The organism is Paenibacillus sp. FSL F4-0100 (assembly GCF_037993005.1).
In the GTDB taxonomy this organism is placed as follows: Bacteria; Bacillota; Bacilli; order Paenibacillales; family Paenibacillaceae; genus Paenibacillus_AQ.
Genome location: NZ_CP150303.1, coordinates 2,705,607 through 2,722,664, shown reverse-complemented (window position 1 = coordinate 2,722,664; position 17,058 = coordinate 2,705,607). Strand labels below are relative to the sequence as shown.

Genomic DNA, 17,058 nt, shown 5'->3' with positions numbered 1-17,058 from the left:
TTAAGGAAGATCTACAACGCATCATCTTTACGTTGATAGTAATATATCATTTCCTTCTTCATTGTTCCAAGATATAATATCTATAGATGTAATAGGATTCAGCTATAACGGAGTGATGCTTAAATGGAACTGAGACAACTGCAATATACGCTGCAAATCGCGGCGGATAAAAATTTCTCCCGTGCCGCGGAGAAGCTTCATATCGCCCAGCCTTCCTTGAGCCAGCAGCTCTCCAAGCTGGAGAAAGAGCTCGGCGTGCTGCTGTTCCAGCGCAATACGAGCAACGTTGAGCTTACCCATGCCGGAGCCAGCTTTGTCGAGCATGCGCAGAAGATTATGGACGCCGTCGAGCAGCTGAAACAGGAGATGTCGGACATCTCCCAGCTTCGTAAGGGCAAAGTCGTAGTCGGCAGCATGCCGATTACAGGTTCTCACCTGCTGCCACGGGTTTTGCCAGCCTTTAAAAAGGGATATCCGGATATTGAGATCACCTTGTTGGAAGACTCCTCCATGAACCTGGAAAAGCTGACGGCCAGCGGCAAGGCCGATCTTAGCCTCCTTGCACTGCCGCTGTCCGAGCCGTCACTGTCCTGGATTCCGATCGGTGAGGAAATGATCGATTTGGCCGTTCCTCCGCAGCACCCGCTTGCGCTGCGAGCAGCCTCTGATCCCGTTCGGCCCATTACGATCGACGAAATCCGGAACGAAGCATTTGTTGTCCTCAAAAAAGGACAGGGCTTCCGGAAGCTTACCTTTGATATATGTCGAGAGGCCGGATTTGAACCGAACGTTGTCTTCGAGAGCAACAACATCGAGACGCTCCAATCTCTGGTCGCAACCGGAATGGGCATAACGCTGGTGCCTCGTTTTATCGCCCGTGCGAAACGCAGCGAGTTTATTCCGGTCTACTTGCCGCTCGCTGATCCGGTTCCGAGCCGTACGCTGGTCGTGGCTTACCGTAACGGCCGGTATCTGTCCAAAGCCGCGGATGCGTTCATTGATACGTTCAAGCAGGTTATGGACAAGCTGGTTGTGGAAAGCGTTCAAGATTAATAAACGCTAATGAATGCAGCCCATATACGAATAAAGAGGCATAACCATCGTCAAATGACAGTGGCTATGCCTCTTTTTCTCCTAAAGTAAAACGGTTACCCATTTCATCATAAATCAGAGGTTTATTTGCGCAAATTATGCTGATCAATCAATCGGTTCTGTTCATCGGCAGTACGGGACTGATCCTGAATCGATTCATTCTTCCCGTTGCCGCCTCCGGCAACATTCTCAACAAAGCTGCGGAACTGTTGTTTCTGTTCTTCTTCCTGCTCATGGTTTTGGCTGTCGAATTGGTTGTTCTCTGCCATCATTCAAAGCCTCCTCTCAGACGGATTACCCATAGTATACCCGCCTCTGCCCAGATGAAACTTCATTTTTTAGAGGAGTTTAACCATAAACACTTTATTGAAAATACAAATTCGGACGACGGTCTTCAAAAACCGGAATACGTCCTCTGACATCATCCGTAAGACGGCAATCCAGCGTACCGGTCAGGATCATTTCCTGCTCATCCCCTTCGGCAATGACCTCACCCCACGGATCGATGATCATGGAGTGACCGAAAAAGTCCGTTTCTCCGCTGGTTCCTACTCGATTGCACGCAACGACGTACATTTGGTTCTCGATCGCTCTGGCCATGAGCAGCGTTCTCCAATGATGCAGCCGCGGATGCGGCCACTCCGCAGGCACAAACAGCACTTGAGCGCCGCTGAGTGCAAGGGTGCGGGACAGCTCCGGGAACCGTATATCGTAACAGATGGACGCGCCCGCTTTCAATTGTTCCAGCTCAAAGGTTACGGTATGCTGTCCGGCTTGCAAATGCTTCTCTTCATCCATCAGACGGAACAAGTGAATTTTAGAGTATTTGGCGATCTGCTCCCCGCTCCGGTTAAACACATACATGCTGTTATAAATCCGATCTTCGATTCGTTCGGCTACAGATCCGCCCACGACTTGGATGCGGTGTTTTCGCGCAAATTCACTCAGCATCCGCGAGGTTTCCTGCCCCATGGGATCGGCAAGCTCTTGAATCCGGTCCAGCGCATACCCCGTATTCCACATTTCCGGCAGTACTATGACATCCGGCTTCATATCAGCCGCTGCGGCCTGCTCCATCATGCCGAGCATTTTATTTATATTGGCATTCACGTTTCCTATTTCAATATCAGCTTGGATAAGTGCGATATTCAATTGAGCCTTAGCTTCTCCAGTCATCTTGCAGCCTCCTGTTATTCCGGTTGAATCCAGCATCAGCGCCGCTGTAATCATGATATCAACGAACGGGCTCTTTTACAGGGTTCAACCATTCTCCTTATGTCATCATCATAGCCTCCTCCGCCCTGCTGCTGCAACACCCAAGCTCCATTTCCCTCTATACACCCCTGATAAATCGTGTTAAATTAATCCTAATTGTTTTCAATATCAGCTGCATTCGAGTGTAATTAGATAACGGAGTGATGAAACTGCAATGAACAAAAAATTAAACGAATTCCAAATAGAGCCGGCCGAGATCATGTCCCAGCTGCCCACGCAATTTTTCGCGACCTTGGTCTCCAAGGTAAACCGCCAAGTGGCGCAGGGACACGATGTAATCAATCTGGGGCAGGGAAATCCCGATCAGCCCACACCGTCTCATATCATATCCAGCTTGAAAGAAGCGGCCGACAATCCGCAGTTTCACAAATATTCGCCTTTTACCGGCTTTTCCTTCCTTAAAGAAGCCATTGCGCATCGATATAAGGAAGACTACAATGTTGATCTCGATCCGGAGACAGAGGTAGCGATTCTGTTTGGAGGAAAAACAGGTCTCGTACAGCTGCCGCAAGTGCTTCTGAACCCGGGCGATGTATGTCTTGTCCCGGACCCCGGTTATCCGGATTACTGGTCAGGCGTTGCACTGGCCCGTGCCCAAATGAAATTCATGCCGTTAACCGCAACTAACCGGTTTCTTCCCGACTATGGTGCGATCACATCTGCAGACCGAGAAAAAGCGAAGCTGATGTTCCTGAATTACCCGAATAATCCGACATCCGCCGTCGCTCCCCTGTCCTTCTACGAGGATACGGTGGCATTCGCCGCCGAACACGGGATCGTGGTAGCCAGTGATTTTGCTTATGGAGCGATTGGGTTTGATGGTGATCGTCCAGTCAGCTTTTTGCAGGCAGAAGGCGCCAAAGAAGTTGGCGTAGAATTCTACACCCTCTCCAAAACCTATAATATGGCCGGATGGCGTGTTGGCTTTGCCCTAGGGAACAAAAAAATCATCTCGCTGATCAATATGCTGCAGGACCACATCTACGTCAGCCTGTTCGGCGGCATTCAGGCTGCAGCGGCCACTGCTCTCACATCTTCGCAAAACTGCGTTGAAGAGCTGGTGGCACGCTATCAATCGAGAAGAGACACATTCTATGGCGCCCTGTCCGAAATCGGCTGGGAAGCCCAAAAACCAGCAGGCTCCTTCTTTAGCTGGCTGCCCGTCCCGAAGGGCTTTACCTCGGTATCTTTTGCCGACCTGCTGCTTGAGGAGGCCAAGGTGGCTGTTGCGCCTGGTGTCGGCTTTGGCGATCACGGCGAAGGATATGTCCGCGTCGGCCTGTTAAGCAGCGAAGGACGAATGCGGGAAGCCGCCTCCCGAATCGGCAAGCTGAACCTGTTCGGTTAACCTAATTCCTTTTGAAAAAACAAAAACGATGTGCTATTCTTGCAGTAACAATTGAATGCAGTTTTCAAAAACGCAAAGACGGGACCAGTACGAAAGCATAGGGCACGATGACCAGAGAGCGAATTCCATGGGCTGAAAGAATTTGCCGTGACCCCCTTTCCGAATCCTACCCCCGAGCGGCCTGGCTTGCCAGGACAGTGCCTTCTGTTACAGGGTTAAAGCCGGATGAGCTGCGCTCATCAACAAAGGTGGTACCGCGGAAGTTAAACTTTCGTCCTTTTTCATACAGGACGAAAGTTTTTTTATTTTCAGGAAATGGATTCGTTACAGCTATACCAACTAATCATATATACAAGGAAGTGATCACGATGCTATCCCGCATCGTCGTAAAAATTGGAAGCAGCTCCCTGACGACAGATGAAGGCGGACTTAATCTTGATTCTGTCGCCTTCTTTGCCGGAGAACTTGCCGCGCTCCGCAAGGCTGGTCATGAGGTCCTGCTCGTAACATCCGGCGCCGTCGCAGCAGGCTTTCGGGAGATCGGCTACGAGAGTAGACCCAAGCTACTGCATGAGAAGCAAGCATCAGCAGCCCTTGGCCAAGCGCTGCTGATGCGTGCATACCAGAATGCGCTGGCCTCCTATCAATTGAAGGCCGCGCAAATTCTGTTAACGAGAACGGACTTCGCGAACCGCAAACGCATGAATAATGCCAACATGACGATTACGGAGCTTCTGAAGCAAGGCGTTATTCCGATTATTAATGAGAATGATACCGTTTCGATTGACGAACTGAAATTTGGTGATAACGATACGTTATCCGCGCTGGTAGCGAACTTGGTCCGCGCCCAGCAATTAATCATCCTGACCGATACGGACGGTTTGTACACGGCTGATCCACGCAAGTCGCCGAATGCAACAAAATATGAGGAAATTGATGAAATCACGGGTGAGATTTACAGCATGGCAGGAGGCGCTGGCTCCAGCGTAGGTACAGGCGGCATGCGATCAAAAATCGATGCTGCCAAAATCGCCACCCGCGGCGGTGTCCCCGTCTTCATCGGAAAAGCCAACGAGACCGGGGATTTGCTTAAGGCGTTTAAGCATGCAGGCAAAGGAACTTATTTTGCCACCCACCTATCCTCCCTGCCGATGAAAAAGCAATGGCTCGGCTTTATGTCCTCGCCGTTAGGCCGGATCGTTGTTGATCCGGGCGCCGAGAAAGCGCTGATTCATGGAGGTCACAGCCTCCTTCCCGTTGGCATTAAACGGATCGAAGGCAGCTTCCATGCAGGGGACGTGGTAGAAGTCGTTAATATGAACAACGAAACGCTCGGCAGAGGGATCGTCAATTACGATGAGGACCAACTGCAGGCCGTGCTCGGAATGCCAAGCAGTAAAGTGATCGGCATCATCGGGGAAATCCATCGACTTGAGGTCATTCACCGCGACGAATGGATCACGTTAAAATAACCGGATTGCCATGAACCAATTAGATATTTACTGATAACTCAAATAAGGAGGATTTATTATGAGTGAGGTACGCAACAAAGCCCAACTCGCCAAACAGGCAGCATTTCGTCTTGGCAGACTGAGCACGGAGGAGAAAAACCAGGCTTTGCTGATCATGGCAGACGCCCTGATCCAGCGGACAGCAGATATCATGGAAGCGAACGCGGAGGATCTTCGCCGTGGGAAAGAGCTCGGCACCTCTGCCTCCCTGCTGGACCGGCTGGCACTGAATGAAGCTCGAATCGAGGACATTGCCGAAGGATTGCGCCAAATCGTTAAGCTGCCGGACCCGATCGGCGACACCCTGGAAACGATCGACCGCCCGAACGGTCTGAACATCGTCAAGAAGCGCGTTCCCCTTGGCGTGATTGGCATCATTTATGAAGCACGTCCCAACGTGACCGTTGATGCAGCCGGGCTATGCTTGAAGACGGGCAATGCGGTCGTGCTGCGCGGTGGTTCATCCGCCCTCTCCTCCAACCGCAAAATCATCGAGGTGCTTCACGAAGCTATGGAACGCACCACACTGCCTAAAGATGCGCTACAGCTTATTGAGGATCCGAACCGTTCCTCCGTGGATGAAATGCTGAAGCTCAACGGACTGCTGGATGTCATCATCCCGCGCGGTGGCAGCTCGCTGATCCAGAATGTTGTGATGAACGCCACGGTACCAGTCATCGAAACCGGAGCCGGGATATGCCATACCTATCTGGATGTTTCGGCAGCCCCGGACATGGCGGCCGCCATCAGTATCAATGCCAAGGTGCAGCGCCCTTCGGTCTGCAATTCCATGGAAACCCTGCTCGTCCATGCGGATTATGCCAAATCGCATTTGACTGCGCTGGCCGAAGCATTCCGTGAGCGTAATGTCGAGCTGCGCGGATGCCAGCGTACCCTGGATTACGTTCCGTGGGCTGCAAAAGCTACGTCTGATGATTACGCTACCGAGTATAACGACTATATTTTGAACCTTAAAATTGTGGATCACCTGGATGAGGCCATTGAGCATATTTCGATTTATGGCACCAAGCACTCGGAATGTATCGTTACGGAGAATAAGGATCATGCGCAGCGCTTCTTGCAGGAAGTAGACGCAGCCGCTGTCTATCATAACGCATCGACCCGCTTCACCGATGGCTTTGAATTTGGCTTCGGCGCCGAAATCGGGATCAGTACCCAGAAGCTGCATGCCCGGGGACCTATGGGGTTACCCGCGCTTACTTCCTCCAAATATGTTATTATCGGTAGTGGTCAAATACGCGAATAAATCATTCATCTAAAGCCATGAAGGAGGAAATAACGATGTGCCAATCCCCGCAGAACCGACCTTTAATAGATAAAGCAATTACCTTCTACGGCGCCGGCTCGATGGCCGAAGCGATCGTACGAGGATTAGTGAGCCGTTCTGTCGTGCTTCCGGAGAATATTACGATGCTCAACCGAAGCAATGTTCAGCGCCTTCAGGAACTGAGTGAGCGGTACGGCGTCCAGATCAACAATGACGATGCCGCTAAAATCGAAATTCTAAAAACTTCGCCGGTGATCGTGCTTGCCATGAAACCGAAGGATGCTGCTAAAGCGCTGAAAGAACTGGGACCGAAGCTCTCAAGCGATCAATTAATCATCTCCGTAATCGCCGGATTATCGATTTATACGACACAGACGCTGCTTGGAAACCATCAACCCATTGCACGCACAATGCCGAATACATCTGCCTCTATCGGACTTGGTTCCACAGGAATCGCGTTCTCGAAGGAAATCAGCGAAGAACAGCGCCAACTGGTCATGACTTTGTTCGAAGCTGTTGGTAATGTAACGGTCATTGAAGAAGAGAAGATGGATATCCTGACCGGTATATCCGGCAGTGGACCGGCTTACTTCTATTACATGATGGAAGCCATGACTGCCGCGGGGATCCGCGGCGGCCTGACGCAGGAGCAAAGTCGCGAGTTGACGCTCCAAACCATTCTGGGCGCGGCCCGGATGGTGCAGCAGACCGGAGAACAGCCTTCATCGCTTCGCGCGAAAATCACATCGCCGAACGGTTCAACACAAGCGGCCCTCGAAACGCTCGACAAAGGCGATTTCTTCGAAACCGTCATTGCCGCCGTAAACCGCTGCGCTGAGCGCTCCAAAGAAATGGGCGCCATGCTGAAGGAGCAGATCTCATGAGCCGCTGTATCGCAACGTACCGAATCTATGACGACCAGGCGGATTTTCGTAAGAAAGCAACTTCCATCGCCGTTGGCATGACGGTTGGCAGCTGGACCGAGCTGCCGCAAGCCAAGCGTGAAGCGATGCAGAAGCATCTTGGCGAAGTGGTTGACATTCAGGTTCACGAGGGCTGGGAGCCAGGCAGTCGTTATGCGGATGTCAGCATTGCTTATCCGGATATTAATTTCAGCCGGGATATTCCTGCCCTACTGGTGACGGTATTCGGCAAAATTTCCATGGACGGACGCATTAAACTGACATCCCTGGATTTGTCTCCCGACTTCCTGAGTGCGTTTCCCGGACCGAAGTATGGCATCGACGGTATTCGCGATCTTCTTGGCGTCCATGACCGTCCGCTGCTCATGAGCATCTTCAAATCGGTGATCGGACTGAATGCGGACGAGCTTAGAGCCCAATTTATCCGTCAGGCGCTTGGTGGCGTGGATCTCATCAAAGATGATGAAATCCTGTTCGAGAACGACCTCACCCCGATTGAAAAACGGGTAAGCATGTGCATCCAGGCGGCTGCTGACGTTGAACAACAAACAGGCAAAAAGCTGCTCTATGCAGCCAATCTAACCGGCCGGACGTCACAGCTGCGTGAGCAAGCGCTGCGCGCTATTGATGCTGGCGCTAACGCCCTGCTCTTTAACGTGCTGTCCTATGGGTATGACGTTTTGCATGAGCTAAGCAGCGATCCGGATATCATCGTGCCTATCGCGGCTCATCCTGCACTTGCCGGCGCCATTTATCCTTCTCCATACTATGGAATAACGGCTCCGGTGCTGCTCGGCCAGCTGATGCGGATCGCCGGGGCGGATCTGGTGCTCTTCCCTTCTCCTTACGGATCTGTAACGATGCCGAGAGAAGAGAATCTGGCCATACGCGACGAGCTGCATAGCGCTAAACTTGGCGTGAAACGCAGCATGCCGGTACCATCCGCAGGAATTCATCCGGGACTCGTTCCACGCATCATCCGGGACTTCGGCACCGATGTGGCCGTTAACGCAGGCGGTGGAATCCACGGGCATCCAATGGGAACCGAAGCTGGCGGCAAAGCCTTTGTACAAGCGATTGAGGCAACGATGAAATCCTTGCCGCTCGCTCACTTTGCCGAAGAACACGAAGAGTTGAAAGCCGCACTGGACATCTGGGGAGGAGAAGTATGACATCTGGAGAGAAACAGCCGATCATTTTTTGCGATTTCGACGGAACCATCACGAACAACGATAATATTGTAGCCATCATGAAGCACTTCAAGCCGGAAGGCTTTGAGTCGATCATGCAGGATACACTAGACCGCACTATTTCTATACGGGAAGGCGTAGGCCGCATGTTCGCCCTCTTCCCTTCCTCCATGAGAGAAGAAATTACCGATTATGTTCTAAGCCATGCAGGGATTCGGGAAGGCTTCAGTGCATTCCTGGATTATTTAAAATCCGAACATATTGAATTTTACGTTACAAGCGGCGGCATCGATTTTTTTGTCGATCCTCTGTTGAAGCCCTTTGGCATTCCTGCAGACCATATCTTCTGCAACGGCTCCAATTTCGAAGGTGCTCACATCGAGATAACTTGGCCTCATCCTTGCAAGGAATCCTGTCAGAACTACTGCGGCATGTGCAAGGTTACGGTGATGGACCGTTTTCCGACCGATCGGTATTACCGGATTCTGATCGGGGACAGCCTTACCGACTTCGAAGGCGCCAAACAGGCGGATCTAGTTTATTCCCGTTCCTCGCTCACTGAGCAGTGCAAGAAGCTTGGCGTTCATCATGTACCCTTCGAGACATTTACCGATATTCAGAACGACATGAGAGACAAGTTTAAACAGGAGGTGCTGTAAGTGGCATTTTCAGATATCCAGCTTGAACAGAAACAGGCTGCCCTGCAGGATCTTAGAGGAATTAAGGAACTGTTTGCTTCTAGAAACTGGTTCCCGGGTACCAGCGGTAATCTATCTGTCCGTGTTGGCGAGTTCAATCCAGAGCAGTTTTATTTTGCGGTAACAGCCAGTGGTAAAGACAAGTCGGTACATACGCCCGAAGATTATCTTTTTGTGGATCAGAACGGCGTACCTTGTGAAGCAACCGGTTTAAAGCCTAGTGCGGAAACTTTGATTCACTGCGAAATTTATCGCAAAACCGGCTGCGGCGCCATTTTCCATGTGCATACCATCGATAACAATCTGATCAGCGACTGGTATGGTGAACAAGGTTATGTCCCTGCCCAAGGAATCGAGCTGATCAAGGCCTTTAACATTTGGGATGAGGACGCGGCGATTCGCATTCCGATCCTGCCGAACTATGCAGACATTCCGCGGATTGCGGAACTCGTTCCGGATGCGCTTGATCCGGCGGTACCCGGCATTTTGCTGCGCAACCACGGCATCTATGCCTGGGGCAAAAACGCGTTCGAAGCAAAGAAACATCTGGAGGCTTTTGAGTTTATATTCGAATACTCCTACCGTCGTCTGCTCTTAAATGCAGCCGGTTCCAAGGTGAATTAAATCCATATTTGCAGATACAGAGCTTGATCAGCCGGATGCACCGTGATCAACGTCTTCAGTGTGCATCCGGCGTTATCTTTCCGTTAGGAGTGTATAGGGATGCTCGAAAGTTTAGCCATTGGCATCGTCTTTATTTTGTATGGTTTGGTCCTCTTTTTACTTCCGCCTAAAAGTTCCAAGAGCGTTTATGCTTATAAAACTACGTCATCTCTCAAAAATGAACGAAACTTTAAAGTTGCCAATGCCTATGTCAGTTTGCTGCTGATGATCTTTGGGGTCATCCTGCTGCTGATCGCCAGGCTTACCGGCCACTTCATGACCACCGGTATTGCGACCCTGATCGTCTTTATCCTAATATACATACTCGTTGAACGAAAACTAAAAAACCTGTAAAACGATTCCGATCGTTTACAGGTTTTTTCTTTATATGGATTATAGCCGTTTCTGCTCATGCTCCGTTAAAGAGATCGAAGGCGCAGGTACCTGATCCGGTGATGAATAAACATTGAAGATAAACAAACATGTCACAACAAATAGAGTAATGTACAACAGGTAATACAGATTCTTGGCCACGATATCTCCCTCCATATCTCGTTCATATCCATTTTGATTAGATCGGATCCACTTGATCCAATGAATGTTATTAGCAATACATATGTACAGCAGGCAGACTCGCCTAACTGCTGCGGTCTCTAATGATCACTTTAACTGCAGAAGGCACGGATAGCGTCACATCAAGTTGTGAGAAGGATCCCCGAAAAGTATAGCGCGGGGGATCATTCAGCTGGACATATAGAATGTTTCCCGACTGTTTAATCTGAATCATCGACGGCAACTCGGTCGTACTCCACATTTTGATATCTTCCGTCCGCAGGCTGCCAAAAATCAGCATCTCCTTCGAACTCGAAGCATCTTGTTGGATATTGTGATTGTAACTGCCCTGAACAATGACTTTTTTAACCCCGTCCGGGATTGTTATCTTCTGATCCGGTAACGGAATCGTTTGCTGCACGGACATCGTCTCACGGCGAATCTGATCCAGTAAACCCGTCGCACTTAGCGCTCCCATGCCGATACAGCAGAAAGCCAGAAAACCGATGAGAAGAATGCTGAATATATCATACTTGACCCAACCGCGTCTCCGAAAAATCAGCGAGTAGCTGACGATCTCGGCACCTAACAGAACAAATACGATCGGCCACCATCTTGCGGCGGAGCTATACACCTCTACCCCTTTCCAGGCGGAGGACAAGACAAGCAAGCCAAGCACGAGCAAGGAGAGTCCCATCGAGAGTGTACCCACTCTCCATTGTCGTGCAGACTTCGATGGAGGGCTTCCCAGATCATAAATGGACATATCATTCGTTGTCGGTATCATAATATGAACGCCCTCCTCTCAATGCATCCTTTTTCGAGCCAGTCATCAGCTTGATTCCACCTCCGATGAGAAGTACGGCGATAATCGCGGTCTTCAAATAGGAACGAATGCGGTAATCCAGCTGCAATTGTGGGAATTGTGTATCGATATAAGGCATCACCACGCTGGTAAATACGAAATAGACACCAAGTACAAGCAGTCCAAGTCCGAGCCAGCGCTGCTGATTCCCAAGGCCTGAGATGATCGGTCGATCACGCAGCGGCTCCCTGCCGTAACGGCTTACTTGCTGCAGACCGTCAAAGAATGCATAAAACCAGATCAGCGGAATCAAGAACAGGAACAGCGACAGCTTGAGTACATCCAGCACATAGATGCTGCCAAGAAATAGGACCATGAGCTGCAGTCCGCGTTTTTGCAATCCCAAATACATTTGACCCGCTCCGGGGAAGGCCGATAACAAGGTGGCAAACACTTTACTCCGCCGTCCGCTCTCCCGGCCGCTCTCGAGCTCATCAAACAGCGTGCGATCGATAAGTAATTCTCCAGCTTGCTTGCGGTGAACCAGCTGAACCACATCAAACATACAATAGAGCCAAATGATGGGCAGCATGCCCAGGAACAGCAGAAATACCGATTCGTGAGTCAAGCCCGTCAAGAACAGCAGAATCGTCCCAAGTCCGAAGAATGCGATCAGGAACGACAACCCGCGCTGCATCAATCCCAGTTGAAAATGCCCCAAACCGGGAATGAAGGACAGCAGTATGGTATAAAAGCGTTCAGACTCATCACTTTTTTCCTGGCGAATCTCCATCGGCCGTCCATATTCATCGTGTATAATCGTTACAGGCGTATATCGGATTAAGGCAATTAGCAGGTCGAGCATGCTAATCCCCCAGATCATTAATGCTCCGAGAATTCCGAGCACAAAAGCCGCATCGGAAGCCGTCATGATCCCGAGCACAAATCCGCCAAACAAGCTACCGAAGAACAAGAACGGATATAGCAGGGCACGTCCCTTTCTCCCCCAATAATAATGGCCGAGGCCCGGAAGGATATTTAATATAAAGGCAAACCCTTTACTTTTTTGCGGTTGCACAAGGCATCTTCCTTTCATTTTTCTTATCGGGATAATAGCTGGTCAAGCCAGCCTGTTGTTTTTTCCACCCATTGTTTACTGTAAGAAGGTGTTTCGGATAATGGAACCTCACTGTTCATATCGCCGGGAAGAAGTCGGTCAAATGCCCCGGTGAAGAGGAACAGCATGGTAATGGAAGCGGCAATGGTGTAGTGAACGATCGCGCGTTCGTACCATCGCTTTGGACGTTCCTGAATCCGCAGCGGTGCTTTATGGGTGTAAGGCTTAATTTGTTCGTGTTCCACCACCTGCTGGGTAAATGCTTCCACGTCTGAGAGGCTAGGGAGTTCGGAATCAAGCTCCGCCAGTACCTGCATATAGATCTCCAGCACGCTGTCATCCAATAACATGAGCTCTTCATAAGAAGACCGTTCTTCTGCCGAGCCTTCTCCTCTAACATATCGTTCCGTCAGCATCTTAAGCTCGTTACCCTTTACGTTCATTTCCATTCCTCCTCCTTCCACGATTTCCGAATCCATTGTCTGGCCCGGTATAATTTCGATTCCACCGTCTTGACCGTGACATCCATCTCGGCTGCGATTTGTTCGTAGTTTTTCTCTTCCAAATAAAAAGCCGTTATAATGGCGCGGTGATTGTCCGGCAATTGTTTAATTTTCTCTCGAAGTTCCTCTCTTCTCTCCTTCTGTACGAGCAGAGAAACCACGTCTTCGTCCCGGGAAGGGAGTTTATCCAGCACTTCATCATGTTCGCCGTGCAGCTGCTCCGGCGGTTTACGGGAAAGCTTCCTCTTCATATCAATCGCTTTATTTAGCGTGATGCGTGTAATCCAGGTTTTAAACCCTTCAGATCGGTACTGGGGGAGAGCTTTGTATACTTGAATAAACACTTCCTGCGACGCATCTTCCGCTTCCTTGGCATCCCGCAGGACCGAGTATGCCGTATGGAACACGTGCTGGCTGTAGTGGTTCACCAGTTCCCGAAAGGCTTCTTGATCCCCTTGCAGGATGCGCGTGATTAACGTTTCAGCATCAATAACTCTCCCCTCCTTCCCAAATACATAGACGTCAGCTTTGAAAGCTGCCCCTGCACTTTTCCGAAAAAAAATATTGGATCATTTTAAAAAAAGTCCAACACAGCCTGTCCCATAGTCTGCCCATACCGGCGAAAACAAAAAAAGAACGTCTATCGACGCCCTTTGGAAAGTTACAGGATCATGCCGCTACAAATAGAACATTCATCACAAAATGCATAACCATCACGGGAACTAGACCTTTCGAACGAATAGCCACGCCATAGATAGATGGAATGAAGTCCATTGAACCCATACGATGGTGACAATCATGATGATGAAGCTGGTGATAAACCCACCTGGGCGATTCGTTACTTGCAAGCTTTTCTCACCCATTCTGTAATACGTATTATGATATCATGATACCCTTCTATAATGACCGGATCAACTAGAGATTTGCACCTCATCTATTTCTAATGGCTCCACCACATTTAGCAGAAACGAACGCCCGCTCAAATATTCACGAATATAGGCTAGCGCATAGATTTGCTCACTCTTCAGACTTTCTGTCTCTCTTGGATTGGAGGCATGGTGGCTGTAGTTCTCCATCATAATCATGATGAAAAAGCACTCCAGAGACTGAATATAACCCGAGCCCAATTTCCGCACGCTTTCATATCCTTGAAGCACTTTAAATCGTTGGTTCGGAACAAGTGACAACATCACCGCTGCCAGATCGTAAAGAAAAAAACCGTAGCCACACCTACCGAAATCAATCGGGTGAGGAAGGCCACCTTCAAACACCACATTCCCCAGATGTAAATCGGCATGAATGAGGCCATAATTGCAATCATCAGTCTTCATCTGATCAAGCTGGGATAAAACCTTTTCAGCTGCGAGTTGATACAGTGACCATGAGACTTCTGACAAAAAAGTTCCTGCATATCGTTTCAACTTGACGAGTGCTTCTCCATAGCTGTTCATCCCCCATAGAGGTCTCCGGGAATCAGAAGAACTTTCGAAGCCGAGTGCCACTTCATGTAGTCTGGCTATCAAGACACCTACCTGATATGCTTGATCTTCTGTAAGTCTTTCATGGGCATGCACACCATCCACCCACTTCATCACGGTGACATAAGGAGATCTGAATCCATGCTCCGTACCGATTTTCAACATTCTTAATCCATTTGGAGTGGTTATACCTGACGGCACTTTGATACCTGCGGTAATAAGGGCATCCAGGAATTGAAGCTCCAGGTCTATTTCATTACTGGACCGTCGATCCGAATGAATTCTCAATAAGTATGTTTCATTTAAGTTGGTCCTAACTTGATATGTAATCGTGTCCGAAATACCGATAAACTCAATCTCAACCCATCTCAGGTTATACTGCTGAAGTGCCGATATCGCAACTTTCTTGGCCCTAGCGAGCAGCGCACACCGTTGTTCTTCTGTTGCAAGTTGAAAAAAATCATTCATGAACTCACCTCTGCTCTATCGTTTGAACGTTCTTCCAATGATTATAATTCCCCAGCATCTGCCCTTCCTATATAAGGATTGATTTAAAATGACTTTTATACATAAGAAAAAGCCACATCAGAATCGTTCCAATGTGACTTTGTATTACTTGTTTTTGGTATATACGATTTTCTTGATGGAATCGCAGGATAAACAAAATTGAGAAGAAAGCTGATCAATCGTAGCGCCCGACGCAAACAACTGCCGGATTTCCAAGTTTCTTTTCTTCAAATACACCCGGCTGCCCGAGTTTTCTCCCCATTTCTTGCGCAATCCTTCAGGTTTAGGGATGTACACCATCCCGCCCTGTACATATTTCTGTACTTCCTTCAACAGTTCCTCTGGAAGTATAATATCCGCGTTTATATATTTCATGGTAGCTCTGCTCCTTAAAATTAAAATAAAGGTTTTAAGGATGCAAAGTCCATTTAGATAAACGGCCTCTCTACACGAGGTAATCAGGCGGTAACTTTCTCATCGCTCCATGCAAACAACCGCCGTTGTTCATCAAATAGACTTTGCATAGAGCTCATTGTCAATCTTCCCTTCATGTTCATGCCCTCCCTTCAAAATAATGACATTCCGACTGGTTATGACCATTATAACCGATGTTACGCGAAAAATCGAAGTGATCTGTCTCATCTACAAGCCGATTTCAAACCACCAAGCTGGCAAACGACCGAAACATCTCCTCCACAGTGTTGAAACAATAGGTTGGCTGGCATGCCGCCAGCTCTTCCTCGGAACCATAACCATAGCCTGCAGCGATGCTGTGTATCCCGCAGTTCCGGGCTCCAATCAGATCATGCTTCCGGTCTCCAATCATAACGGCTCCAGGCGTCTGAATACGGCACGTATCCAGAACATGTTGAATGATTTCGGTCTTGGCGGACCGGGTGCCGTCCAGCTCGCTTCCACACACCATGGAAAAATAAGCGGATAGCTGAAAATGCTCTAGAACCGTTTCGGCAAAATCCGTAGGTTTGGAGGTAGCGACATACAAGCGGCGCCCTTGGGATAACAGCAAATCCAATAATTCGCGTATGCCGCCATACACCTCATTCTCATAAAGGCCGGTGTCCTTGTAATATTCACGGTAGCTAAGAACGGCTTCCCATGCCTTGGCTTCACTAAAATGATATTTCTCGATGAAGGACGCCTGGAGCGGGGGACCGATAAAACATTCCAGCTCGGAAAGATCACTTACGTTAATCCCATGTTTACCGAGTGCGTATTGGACAGCTTTTGTGATGCCTTCACGCGGATCAGTCAAGGTGCCATCCAAATCAAATAGAATATGATTGTATCTCATTCGATCATTCTCCTTCAAACATGATTCCTAAGCCAGATCCTTGATCTCCAGGAGATCCCTGATCGTATAAGCAGGTCGATGATGATCACTTAAAACGGCACCCCGGCGATTATAATAACAGAAATCAATTCCGGCTCTCGTTGCTCCTTCATAATCATCCGTAAGCGAATCCCCTATGTACAGCACCTCGTCAGGACCTACCTCCAATTCCTGCAAAGCGAGTTCAAATATCTGCGGGTCCGGTTTCCAGCACTTCACCTCATCCGAAATGATAAAGGAGTCAAAATAATGAAACAATCCTACTGTTGTCAGGCGTTTACGCTGTGCTTCGCCAATGCCGTTAGATATCACCCCTAGCGTAACATCGCCATGCAGGTGTTCTAAAATAAGATCGGCATTCGGCTCCATATGGTTGGAACTGCAAAACAACCCCCAGTAGGTTTCTGAGATCTCCCGGAACTGACGAAATTCCCGCTTCAACCTCAGGAAGGTATCCGTGAAGGAATGCTCCAGCACCTGCCTGATATCGTGATTGTTCTGAATTCGGTTCATCCAATAATTAAAATTAATCGGTCCAAACGTGCTCCAGAATTCCTCCCACGTCAGTTCCTCATGCAGCCGGTAGTGCTCCAGTGCCTGCTGCATGCATTTCTGCTCGCTTTGGTTGTAATCCAGCAGTGTGTTGTCCAGATCAAAAATAATCGCTTTATATCTCATTTTTCTCTCCCCTCACGTCCATCGGCTGTAAATAATTTAATTCGCTGACGTGGGGATATTCTCCTGCCATTGACAGCTC

Annotated in this window: 20 protein-coding genes; 9 read left to right on the top strand and 11 right to left on the bottom strand. The window is 49.1% G+C overall.

What is annotated here, in order from left to right; translation table 11 throughout:
* The first annotated feature begins 123 nt into the window (after window positions 1-123).
* Window positions 124-1,053 carry a LysR family transcriptional regulator gene (locus MHH48_RS12175; RefSeq protein ID WP_076321022.1) on the top strand — a complete coding sequence of 310 codons (930 nt, stop codon included), beginning with the start codon at window positions 124-126 and terminating at the stop codon, window positions 1,051-1,053.
* A 122-nt stretch (window positions 1,054-1,175) separates the two neighbouring features.
* Here MHH48_RS12175 and MHH48_RS12170 read toward each other — a convergent pair whose 3' ends face one another.
* A complete protein-coding gene (locus tag MHH48_RS12170) occupies window positions 1,176-1,364 on the bottom strand; it encodes a hypothetical protein (protein ID WP_256720398.1) in 189 nt (62 codons plus the stop codon).
* A 91-nt stretch (window positions 1,365-1,455) separates the two neighbouring features.
* Window positions 1,456-2,268 carry a carbon-nitrogen family hydrolase gene (locus MHH48_RS12165; protein ID WP_076321021.1) on the bottom strand — a complete coding sequence of 271 codons (813 nt, stop codon included), beginning with the start codon at window positions 2,266-2,268 and terminating at the stop codon, window positions 1,456-1,458.
* 253 nt (window positions 2,269-2,521) lie between these two features.
* On the opposite strand from MHH48_RS12165, the gene MHH48_RS12160 reads away from it, so the two are divergent.
* The 8 genes from MHH48_RS12160 to MHH48_RS12125 all read left to right on the top strand — a co-directional run bounded on the left by MHH48_RS12160 (window position 2,522) and on the right by MHH48_RS12125 (window position 10,342).
* Window positions 2,522-3,715 (top strand): pyridoxal phosphate-dependent aminotransferase, encoded by a 1,194-nt coding sequence (locus tag MHH48_RS12160; protein ID WP_076321020.1) that lies wholly within the window; start codon window positions 2,522-2,524, stop codon window positions 3,713-3,715.
* 368 nt (window positions 3,716-4,083) lie between these two features.
* Window positions 4,084-5,187 (top strand): glutamate 5-kinase, encoded by a 1,104-nt coding sequence (proB, locus tag MHH48_RS12155; protein ID WP_144023403.1) that lies wholly within the window; start codon window positions 4,084-4,086, stop codon window positions 5,185-5,187.
* 58 nt (window positions 5,188-5,245) lie between these two features.
* Window positions 5,246-6,493 (top strand): glutamate-5-semialdehyde dehydrogenase, encoded by a 1,248-nt coding sequence (locus MHH48_RS12150; RefSeq protein ID WP_076321019.1) that lies wholly within the window; start codon window positions 5,246-5,248, stop codon window positions 6,491-6,493.
* A 35-nt stretch (window positions 6,494-6,528) separates the two neighbouring features.
* Window positions 6,529-7,398, top strand: a complete 870-nt coding sequence (gene proC, locus MHH48_RS12145) for a pyrroline-5-carboxylate reductase (RefSeq protein ID WP_076321018.1) — start codon at window positions 6,529-6,531, stop codon at window positions 7,396-7,398.
* The gene (locus tag MHH48_RS12140; protein ID WP_076321017.1) at window positions 7,395-8,609 is read left to right on the top strand and encodes a 2,3-diketo-5-methylthiopentyl-1-phosphate enolase; all 1,215 of its coding nucleotides are present in this window, start codon (window positions 7,395-7,397) and stop codon (window positions 8,607-8,609) included. The genes proC and MHH48_RS12140 overlap by 4 nt, the downstream gene beginning before the upstream one ends.
* Window positions 8,606-9,286, top strand: a complete 681-nt coding sequence (locus MHH48_RS12135; protein ID WP_076321016.1) for a 2-hydroxy-3-keto-5-methylthiopentenyl-1-phosphate phosphatase — start codon at window positions 8,606-8,608, stop codon at window positions 9,284-9,286. The genes MHH48_RS12140 and MHH48_RS12135 overlap by 4 nt, the downstream gene beginning before the upstream one ends.
* Window positions 9,287-9,949 (top strand): methylthioribulose 1-phosphate dehydratase, encoded by a 663-nt coding sequence (locus tag MHH48_RS12130; RefSeq protein ID WP_076321015.1) that lies wholly within the window; start codon window positions 9,287-9,289, stop codon window positions 9,947-9,949. It abuts the gene before it with no gap.
* Between the two features lie 99 nt (window positions 9,950-10,048).
* Window positions 10,049-10,342 carry an SdpI family protein gene (locus tag MHH48_RS12125; RefSeq protein WP_076321014.1) on the top strand — a complete coding sequence of 98 codons (294 nt, stop codon included), beginning with the start codon at window positions 10,049-10,051 and terminating at the stop codon, window positions 10,340-10,342.
* Between the two features lie 39 nt (window positions 10,343-10,381).
* Here MHH48_RS12125 and MHH48_RS12120 read toward each other — a convergent pair whose 3' ends face one another.
* The 9 genes from MHH48_RS12120 to MHH48_RS12080 form a co-directional block, all read right to left on the bottom strand.
* Complete coding sequence (locus tag MHH48_RS12120; protein WP_179090574.1) at window positions 10,382-10,522, bottom strand: hypothetical protein; 141 nt, start codon at window positions 10,520-10,522, stop codon at window positions 10,382-10,384.
* Between the two features lie 103 nt (window positions 10,523-10,625).
* The gene (locus MHH48_RS12115) at window positions 10,626-11,327 is read right to left on the bottom strand and encodes a hypothetical protein (protein ID WP_083659546.1); all 702 of its coding nucleotides are present in this window, start codon (window positions 11,325-11,327) and stop codon (window positions 10,626-10,628) included.
* Window positions 11,308-12,423 (bottom strand): hypothetical protein, encoded by a 1,116-nt coding sequence (locus MHH48_RS12110; protein ID WP_076321013.1) that lies wholly within the window; start codon window positions 12,421-12,423, stop codon window positions 11,308-11,310. Before MHH48_RS12110 ends, MHH48_RS12115 begins: the two co-directional genes overlap by 20 nt.
* Before the next feature lie 23 nt (window positions 12,424-12,446).
* Window positions 12,447-12,905 carry a hypothetical protein gene (locus MHH48_RS12105; RefSeq protein ID WP_076321012.1) on the bottom strand — a complete coding sequence of 153 codons (459 nt, stop codon included), beginning with the start codon at window positions 12,903-12,905 and terminating at the stop codon, window positions 12,447-12,449.
* Window positions 12,902-13,393 carry an RNA polymerase sigma factor gene (locus MHH48_RS12100; RefSeq protein WP_256720396.1) on the bottom strand — a complete coding sequence of 164 codons (492 nt, stop codon included), beginning with the start codon at window positions 13,391-13,393 and terminating at the stop codon, window positions 12,902-12,904. Before MHH48_RS12100 ends, MHH48_RS12105 begins: the two co-directional genes overlap by 4 nt.
* A gap of 483 nt (window positions 13,394-13,876) precedes the next feature.
* Window positions 13,877-14,911, bottom strand: coding sequence for a phosphotransferase (locus MHH48_RS12095; protein WP_076321010.1), 1,035 nt, complete (start codon window positions 14,909-14,911; stop codon window positions 13,877-13,879).
* 144 nt (window positions 14,912-15,055) lie between these two features.
* Window positions 15,056-15,325, bottom strand: coding sequence for a CD3324 family protein (locus tag MHH48_RS12090; protein ID WP_071218363.1), 270 nt, complete (start codon window positions 15,323-15,325; stop codon window positions 15,056-15,058).
* Window positions 15,326-15,605: 280 nt separating this feature from the next.
* On the bottom strand, window positions 15,606-16,262 hold the full coding sequence (locus MHH48_RS12085) for an HAD family hydrolase (RefSeq protein WP_076321009.1): 657 nt from the start codon (window positions 16,260-16,262) through the stop codon (window positions 15,606-15,608).
* Between the two features lie 27 nt (window positions 16,263-16,289).
* A complete protein-coding gene (locus tag MHH48_RS12080; protein ID WP_076321008.1) occupies window positions 16,290-16,979 on the bottom strand; it encodes an HAD family hydrolase in 690 nt (229 codons plus the stop codon).
* Window positions 16,980-17,058: the final 79 nt, after the last annotated feature.

Bases quoted from the DNA above. Each gene is read 5' to 3' on its own strand.
- MHH48_RS12170 (WP_256720398.1), bottom strand. From the start codon at position 1,364: ATGATGGCAGAGAACAACCAATTCGACAGCCAAAACCATGAGCAGGAA.
- MHH48_RS12125 (WP_076321014.1), top strand. From the start codon at position 10,049: ATGCTCGAAAGTTTAGCCATTGGCATCGTCTTTATTTTGTATGGTTTG.
- MHH48_RS12150 (WP_076321019.1), top strand. From the start codon at position 5,246: ATGAGTGAGGTACGCAACAAAGCCCAACTCGCCAAACAGGCAGCATTT.
- proC (WP_076321018.1), top strand. From the start codon at position 6,529: ATGTGCCAATCCCCGCAGAACCGACCTTTAATAGATAAAGCAATTACC.
- MHH48_RS12140 (WP_076321017.1), top strand. From the start codon at position 7,395: ATGAGCCGCTGTATCGCAACGTACCGAATCTATGACGACCAGGCGGAT.
- MHH48_RS12135 (WP_076321016.1), top strand. From the start codon at position 8,606: ATGACATCTGGAGAGAAACAGCCGATCATTTTTTGCGATTTCGACGGA.
- MHH48_RS12085 (WP_076321009.1), bottom strand. From the start codon at position 16,262: ATGAGATACAATCATATTCTATTTGATTTGGATGGCACCTTGACTGAT.
- MHH48_RS12175 (WP_076321022.1), top strand. From the start codon at position 124: ATGGAACTGAGACAACTGCAATATACGCTGCAAATCGCGGCGGATAAA.
- MHH48_RS12160 (WP_076321020.1), top strand. From the start codon at position 2,522: ATGAACAAAAAATTAAACGAATTCCAAATAGAGCCGGCCGAGATCATG.
- MHH48_RS12080 (WP_076321008.1), bottom strand. From the start codon at position 16,979: ATGAGATATAAAGCGATTATTTTTGATCTGGACAACACACTGCTGGAT.
- MHH48_RS12105 (WP_076321012.1), bottom strand. From the start codon at position 12,905: ATGAACGTAAAGGGTAACGAGCTTAAGATGCTGACGGAACGATATGTT.
- MHH48_RS12095 (WP_076321010.1), bottom strand. From the start codon at position 14,911: ATGAATGATTTTTTTCAACTTGCAACAGAAGAACAACGGTGTGCGCTG.
- MHH48_RS12090 (WP_071218363.1), bottom strand. From the start codon at position 15,325: ATGAAATATATAAACGCGGATATTATACTTCCAGAGGAACTGTTGAAG.
- MHH48_RS12115 (WP_083659546.1), bottom strand. From the start codon at position 11,327: ATGATACCGACAACGAATGATATGTCCATTTATGATCTGGGAAGCCCT.
- MHH48_RS12165 (WP_076321021.1), bottom strand. From the start codon at position 2,268: ATGACTGGAGAAGCTAAGGCTCAATTGAATATCGCACTTATCCAAGCT.
- proB (WP_144023403.1), top strand. From the start codon at position 4,084: ATGCTATCCCGCATCGTCGTAAAAATTGGAAGCAGCTCCCTGACGACA.